5 protein-coding genes are annotated in these 7327 nt (G+C 70.0%); all 5 read right to left on the bottom strand.

Annotated features, from left to right (window positions below):
* Positions 1-904, bottom strand: a 904-nt coding sequence (locus QM621_RS06060; RefSeq protein WP_414989469.1) for a hypothetical protein, incomplete at its 3' end; no start/stop codon positions are given.
* Positions 905-1216: 312 nt separating this feature from the next.
* Positions 1217-2380, bottom strand: coding sequence for an NAD(P)/FAD-dependent oxidoreductase (locus QM621_RS06055; protein ID WP_414989468.1), 1164 nt, complete (start codon positions 2378-2380; stop codon positions 1217-1219).
* Positions 2381-2392: 12 nt separating this feature from the next.
* The gene (locus QM621_RS06050; RefSeq protein WP_414989467.1) at positions 2393-3235 is read right to left on the bottom strand and encodes an adenylate/guanylate cyclase domain-containing protein; all 843 of its coding nucleotides are present in this window, start codon (positions 3233-3235) and stop codon (positions 2393-2395) included.
* A gap of 27 nt (positions 3236-3262) precedes the next feature.
* Complete coding sequence (ppc, locus tag QM621_RS06045) at positions 3263-6019, bottom strand: phosphoenolpyruvate carboxylase (RefSeq protein WP_414989466.1); 2757 nt, start codon at positions 6017-6019, stop codon at positions 3263-3265.
* A gap of 130 nt (positions 6020-6149) precedes the next feature.
* Positions 6150-7193: a hypothetical protein gene (locus QM621_RS06040; RefSeq protein WP_414989465.1), complete on the bottom strand. Its 1044-nt coding sequence runs from the start codon at positions 7191-7193 to the stop codon at positions 6150-6152.
* Positions 7194-7327 lie beyond the last annotated feature (134 nt).

The raw sequence follows: 7327 nt of genomic DNA, 5'->3' as shown, positions 1-7327 counted from the left end.
GCCGCGCCTCCGTCCCCGGAACACCACTACCCGACACGAACTCCTTGTCCAACTGCGGCGTCACATCCAAAATCTCGATATTGTCGAACGCCGCGTCATTACCCGACGACGTGTCCTGAACATTCCGAATACGCAACCCGACCGAACCACCCGTCAACAGCACCGCCTGATCTCCCGTCATCGTCGACACGCGGGCGTTGGTGGTTTGTCCCGTGGCGCAGCCATTCAGCGGAGTGCTGTTCAACAGGACTTCGTCACCGTCCTCGTCGAGGAAGTAGAAGTTCCGCAACGGTGCGGCATAACTGATGCAGTTGGTCGCCGCCACGTCGGCGGCGAGCGTCAGGAACCGGTTCTGCTGCGTGAGCGGAATGAGCTCCTCCGTCTCAAGCTGAACGCTGCCGGCGCCAGGGTAGCCGCCGGAACTATAGGCGGCGACCGCGTGGTTGGCGTTGTACACCGCCTCGTCGGAGCTGTGGAGCTTGCCGATCGACTGCGCCATCTCCCGCAGCCAGGACGAACCGGCAGTGCTGCCGATCCCTGACAAGGTGGCAGCCGTGGTGTTGTAGTCCAACACGATGCCGTTGCCCTGGTTCGTCTGCGTCCAGTAGTCGTCAGAGGTGTAGGTCAAGGGCGCCGACGGCTCGCCCACCTGGAAAGCGCTCTGGTAGCGAGTCGTCGTGGGACCGGTGGGGGTCGTCTTACCCGTGAGCGTGGCAACCTGACCGTCCCCCAGGCCGTTCTCGAAATCCTCATTCCACACGACGGTCGGCGCCGACGGGGTCCCCGGGTTTCCGGGCGCGGCAGCAGCGGGAGTGGGCGCGGCCACACCCCCGACCACGGCCAGCGATGCGCCCACCAGGGCGGTCGCGGCGCTCAGGGAGGCAAATCGACGCAGGCAAGTCATGATGCGGTTCCTCTTCACGTGACAGGCGAAGAAGGCTGAGGAATTCAGCCTTCTCCCAGAAGGAGCATAGGATCACCCCCCCCCGGCTCTCTCCTTCACCCTGCGAATCACCCGCTTTTCGGGCGTTCGGGAAGTCCCGACTGAAGCCTGGCTGAATCAGGCGTGGCCGGCGCAGCGCTGGTCGGCGGGGACGCCGACCAGGGCTTCCTCGATGTGCTCGCCGCAGCCGACCCAGGTGGCCTTGCCGCACTCCGAACAGGTGACTTTCTGACACATGGCTGGCTCCTCAGAATCGACGCCGGACGCCTCAGTCTAGGCGGTGGCGGCGGCCAGACCCTCGACCACGAGCGGGCGGAAGCGGCCGAGCAGCCGCGGGACGCCGAAGGTCACCACGCCCACCAGGTTCTCGCCGCGCCGGAACGCCCACACGCTCTCCGGGTCGAGGTCGTCGGCCTCCAGCCAGCCCCGGGAGTCGGCCAGCTCGGGACGGCCGAAGACCTGCACCTTGACGTCGAACTGGTCGGACCAGAAGTACGGCGGATTGCGTTTGACGATCTCGACTCCGGCGATGGTCCGCGCGACGATCGACGCCTGCTCCCCGGCCACCTGCCAGTGCTCACGACGGATCGCCTCGCCGGTGACCGGATCGTGCCAGGCCGCGATGTCGCCGGCCGCCCACACGCCGTCCAGGCCCTCGACGCGGCCGAACTCGTCGCAGCGGACGCCGTTCGACAGGTTGAGGTCGAGTCCGTCGAACACGTCGAGGTTCAGCTCCGCGCCGAAGCCCGCGACCGCGAGGTCTGCGGTCAGCTCGCGGCCGTCGGCCAGCACCACCACCGCACCTCCGTCGGCCGCCTCGATCCGCTCGACCCCGACGCCGGTGATCAACTCGACGCCGTGGTCGCGGTGGATCCGCTCGACCCGCTCGCCGCACTCGGCGCCGAGCGCCGCGCCCAACAGGGTCGGCTGGGCCTCGACGATGGTCACCGCGAGCCCCGCCTGCCGGGCCGTCGCCGCGACCTCGACGCCGATGAAGCCGCCGCCGAGCACCAACAGCGACTCGGCGTTCTCCAACTCGGCACGGATCGCCTGGGCGTCCTCGCGGGTGCGCAGGGTGAGGATGTCGTGGCCGTCGAGGATCGCCGGACGGCGCGCGGCCGAGCCGGTGGCGACGACGACCTCGTCCGCCGCGACCTCCTCGCCGCCCTCCAGCGTCACCGCTCCGGGACGCACGAAGGCGACCCGCTCTTGCCGCACCTCGACGTTCAGCGAGTCCGGCTCGCCACCCCGGTACAGGCTGATCCGGGCGTCGTCGAACTCGCCGGCGAGGTACTGCTTCGACAGCGGCGGACGGTCGTAGGGCGGCTCGTCGCCGACGACCGTGACCGACCCCTCGAACCCGGCGCCGCGCAGGTCGCGGGCGGCGCGCCAGCCGGCCACGCCGGCCCCGACGATGACAACTGAACGAGTGCTCACCTCGTCAGTCAATCAGAGGTCGTCCGGCGCTCCCGCGACCCGCCACAGCAGCTCGGGCGTGGCGAAGCCCTTCAACTCGGCTTCGCGCACATCGTCGAAGACGAACTCGGTGGAGTCGATCAGCGTCTCGCGCAGGTCGTTGCTGACCAGCACCTCACCGCCCTCGGCCTCAGCGGCGACCCGCGCGGCGAGCGCGACGTTCCGGCCGAAGTAGTCGCCGTCGCGGGCCACCACGGCGCCGCGATGCACACCGATACGGACCTTGACCGCATGGGCGCGCAAACGTCCCTTGTCGGCGGACAACCCGGCCTGCGCTTCCAAGGCGGCGCGGATCGCGTCGGTGGGCCACCGGAAGACGACCATGAAGCCGTCGCCCTGGGTCTTGACGACCTCGCCGTGATGGTCGGCGAAGGCGCGGCGCATCACCTCGTCGTGGCGGGCCAACAGCTTGACGAAGTTGCGGTCGCCGAGGCTCACGTTCAGCTCGGTCGATCCCTCGATGTCGGAGAAGAACATGGTGACCGTGCCGTCGGGGGCGGTCGCCCGCTCGACGGCGGCGCGGTCCTCGCGCAGCCACTCGGTGAGGTCCTCGATGGAACTGGCGACCAGCGCCTGCACGCCGTGGGTGCGGAGTTGGTCAGCGGCCTCCGCGACGGCCTTGACTGCCGTCTTGGCGCGCAACAGACTGCGGGGAGCGCGACGCGGAGGCGACGAGGCGACCACCAGACGCTCCTTCTCCAACGCGCGGATAGTGCGCCGCGCCCGCTCCAATTTCGTCTGGGCCACGACCGCCCACGCGCCGAAGCCGACCGTGCCCGCCACGAAGCAGACGAGCAAGACGACGAGTGCGGTCACCCGAGCATTGTTCCATGTCCTCCCTGATCAGCCGGTGTTGCGCAGGCCCGCCGCGACGCCGTTGACCGTCAGCAACAGCGCGCGGGCGAGGCCGGACTGCTCGTTGGTCGTGGCGTCGGCCTGGCGGGCACGGGCGAGCAGGTCGACCTGGGCGAACGACAGCGGCTGCAGATAGGCGTCGCGGATCATGAGGGTGCGGCGCAAGGCCGGCTGATGGTCCAACAGCTCCGACGATCCGGTCACCCGCAACACCTCCTCGACGGTGATCGCGTGCTCGGCGCGGATCACCTCGAACAGCCCTCGTAGGTCCTCGGGCACCAGCTCCGAGACGTAGTGGCCGGCCACGTCGAGGTCGGTCTTGGCGAGCGTCATCTCGACGTTGGAGACGAAGGTCGAGAAGAAATGCCAGTCGGCGTGCATCTGGGCGAGCACGTCGCCGTGGCCCGCCTCGCGCGCGGCCCGCAGCCCCGACCCGACGCCGAACCAGCCGGGCACGATCTGCCGCGACTGCGTCCAGCCGAACACCCACGGGATAGCCCGCAGCCCGGAGATGTCGCCGCCGGAGTCGGGCCGCCGCGACGGCCGCGAGCCGATGTTCAGGTCGCCCAACTGCTCCACCGGCGTCGAGGCGAGGAAGTAGTCGAACAGCCGCGGATCCTCCACCAGCTCCCGGTAGGCCGCGTACGCCGCGTCGCTGACGAGCGTCATGGTGGCGTCCCAGCGCTCTAGTTGCTCGGCGGGTTGACGCGACTCGGTGTGCAGCGTCGAGGCGGTCAGCACGGCGGCGGCCGTCAACTCCAGATTCTCGCGGGCCAGCACCGGCAGCGCGTACTTGTCGCTGATGACCTCGCCCTGCTCGGTGAACTTGATGTCCCCGGCGAGCACGCCCCACGGCTGGGCGAGGATCGCGTCGTAGGTCGGTCCGCCGCCACGGCCGACCGTGCCGCCGCGACCGTGGAACAGCCGCAGCCGCACCCCATGGCGCGCGGCCACGTCGCGCAACGCCCGCTGCGCCTGGTGCAACTCCCACTGGCTCGTGGTGATACCGCCGGCCTTGTTGGAGTCGGAATAGCCGAGCATGATCTCCTGCACGTCGCCGCGCAGCGCCACGATCTGCCGGTAGGACGGGTCGTTCAGCAGGTCGTCGAGCACCTGACCGGCGATCCGGATCTCCTCGACGGTCTCCAGCAGCGGCGCGAAGCCGATGTCCGCGCGCGGCTCGCCGACCAGCCGCACCAAACCCGCCTCGCGGGCGAGCACGGCGACCGCCAACAGGTCGTCGGCGCCCTGCGTCATCGAGACGATGTACGTCTCGACCACCTCCGGCCCATAGGTCGCCTGGAGCTCCCTCACCACCTCCAGCACTCCATAGGTGCGCGCGCCCCACTCGTCGAGCGCGGGCGGCTGCACGCTGAGCGGACGGCGCGAGGCCAGCTCGGCCGACAACAACGCCATCCGCTCCGGACGGTCGAGGTCGGCGTACGGCGCGGGCTGCTCGCCCAGCGCGTCGACCAGTTGGCCGACCGCGTGATGGTGGGCGTCGGCGTGCTCGCGGATGTCGAGGGTGGCCAGATGCAGCCCGACGAGCGAGACCGTGCGGATCGTGTCGGCGAGCAGGCGGTCGGCGACGACCTCGCCGCCGTGGGCGCGCAGCGAGGCGTCGATGCGCAGCAGGTCGTCGACCAGCTCGTCACGGGTGGCGTAGTCGCGGCCGGGCTCGTGCGCGCGGTTCTCCGCGATCCGCTCGGCCGTGTGCCGCACCTTCAACTGGACGCACGACAGTTTCAGCCGATAGGGCTCGGCGCCGTTGACGGTCAGCAGGCGCGGGTCGAGGTCGGGCAGCGCGGCGAGGTCGGCCTCCAGCGAGGCGGCCAACTCCTCGCTCACCGGCACGAGGTCCGACGACGGCGACAGCTCCCGCACCAGCACGTCGAGGCTGTCGAGCACGAGCCGCGTGGCCACGGTGTTCTGCAGCCGCATCACCTCGCGGGTGACCTCCGGCGTGACGTTCGGGTTGCCGTCGCGGTCGCCGCCGATCCAGGAGCCGAAGGTCAGCGGCAGCGCGGTCGCGGCGGGCCGCACGCCCTCCTCGGCGAGGGTGTCGGCGAACTCGGCCGACAGGCTCGGCATCGCCTCGGTGAGCATGCCGCTGAGGTAGTGGACCGCGTGGCGGGCCTCGTCGAGCGGGGTCGGACGGGACCGCCGGACGGGATCGGTCTGCCAGATCAGGTCGATCAACTGGGCGAGGTTGGCGTCCTGACGACGGCGCAGCGCGGTGCCGGGCTCGGACGGCTCGGCGAGGATGTCGGCGACCCGGCGCAACTTCGTCAGCGTCGACCGGCGGCTGACCTCGGTGGGGTGCGCGGTGAACACGGTCCGTATGTCGAGCGCGGCGACCGCCTCGGATAGCGCGTCGGCTCCGAGCTCGGCGGTGATGTCGGCGACCGCCCGGTCGAGCCAGCCCTCGCCGTGCGCCCGCGCGCCGATCTCGCGGACCCGGGCGACCTGCTCGGCCATGTTGGCGAGGTTGAAGTAGACGCTGAACGCCCGCACCAGCGCGGCGACGTCGCTCATCGGCAACTCGTCGAGAATGCGGCTGATCTCCTCACGGGCCGACAGCCGCACGGCGCGCTCCGTCGACTCCTGGCTGGCTGCGGCGAGCCGGCGCACCCGCTCGACCAACGCCAACAACTCGGGGCCCTCTTGGCGCACGAGCGTCTGACCGAGGAGATCGGCGACGCGGCGGACGTCCTGCTTCAACTGGTCTTCGGCGGACAGAGTCACGCGGCCTCCCGGGCTCGCCGTGCAGATGGCGTCGTTGCCGCTCTCAACCCTACGTCGCCGCAGCGCGCTCACGGGCGATGTCACACGAACGTCAAAAGAAGTTCAAAAAGGACCACCCTGTGACGTCGGCTCAGTCGAAGGGGATGAGCGACCCCGCGACGACCAGGTCCGTCACGTCGTCGGCGAGATCGACGTCGCCGCCCTCGTCGGGCTGCCACTCCACGCCGTGCCGACCGTCGACCACGCGCCCGCCGTCGACGTACCAGACCTGTTCGTCGCTGGCCTCGTCGTCGTGCTCCCACGCGCCGTCGACGAACGCGACGTCGAGATAGACCGTGCGGTCGCCCTCCCGCTGCTCGTAACGGACCGCCGCGGAACCGTCGCGGTGGTCCATCGCCGACGGCTCCCTCGGGACCGGCAGCTCGCCGAGGTCCTCGTCGACCTCGCCCGTGTCAGGATCGACGATCACCGCGTGGAACCCGCTCGTCACGCCCAGCACGGTCTCGCGGTCCTCGGACAGGAACAGCCCGGTGATCTCGCTCGGCTCGTCGGCGACCACCTCGCCGTCCTCGACCCGGACCAGGCCGTAGACGCGCTCTTCGTCCGTCCCGCCGTTCGGCACGTCGTAGTAGGGGACCATCGTCGCTCCCTCGGAGGCCACCGGCGGCTGATAGCGGCGCAGCAGGTCGTCGTCGGGCTCCGGCAGCTCGATCCGGTCGACCTCCTCCAGTTCGAAGTCCTGCACGACCAACTCGTCGGGCTCCTCCGGCCCGTGTTCGTCCACCGACAGCAGTTCCTCCTCGTCGGACATGACCGCGCCCGTCACACCGTCGAGCCCGAACTCGTCCTCGCCCCACTCGTCGTCGGTCTCGGCGATGATGTCGTCCTCCGAAGGCCGGTAGACCGCCATGCCAGAGGAGTCGGCGGCCGTGTGGAGCACCAGGTCGCCGTTGGGCAGCCAGAGGAACGGCTCCCAGAACTCGACGGTCTCCTCGACGTCCCCGGCCACCACCTGGGTGTCGTGGTCGTCGTCCAGCCAGGCCGCCCGTGGGACCGCGCTGGCGCCGGTGAAATCCGGGAACGGGGGTCCCTGCGAGTCTCGCCCGTCGGACTGCCCCGCGCCGCAGCCGACGAGAAGGGCCAGAGCGGCGACCCCCACCATCGCTGTGCGCATAGAGCCAACCTAGTGGTCCGGCGCAGTTTTAGTTGACTATTTCGTTGAGTGTGGTCCGGGCGCGGGCGACTTTGGCGAGGATGTCCTCGGCGGTGGCTGTCCAGGTGTAGGGCTTGGGGTTGTCGTTGTTGGCT

Source organism: Aeromicrobium sp. (assembly GCF_047606445.1).
Classification (GTDB): Bacteria; Actinomycetota; Actinomycetes; order Propionibacteriales; family Nocardioidaceae; genus Aeromicrobium.
Note: the sequence above shows the minus strand (reverse complement) of the source record. Positions and strands in the feature narration are given on the sequence as shown.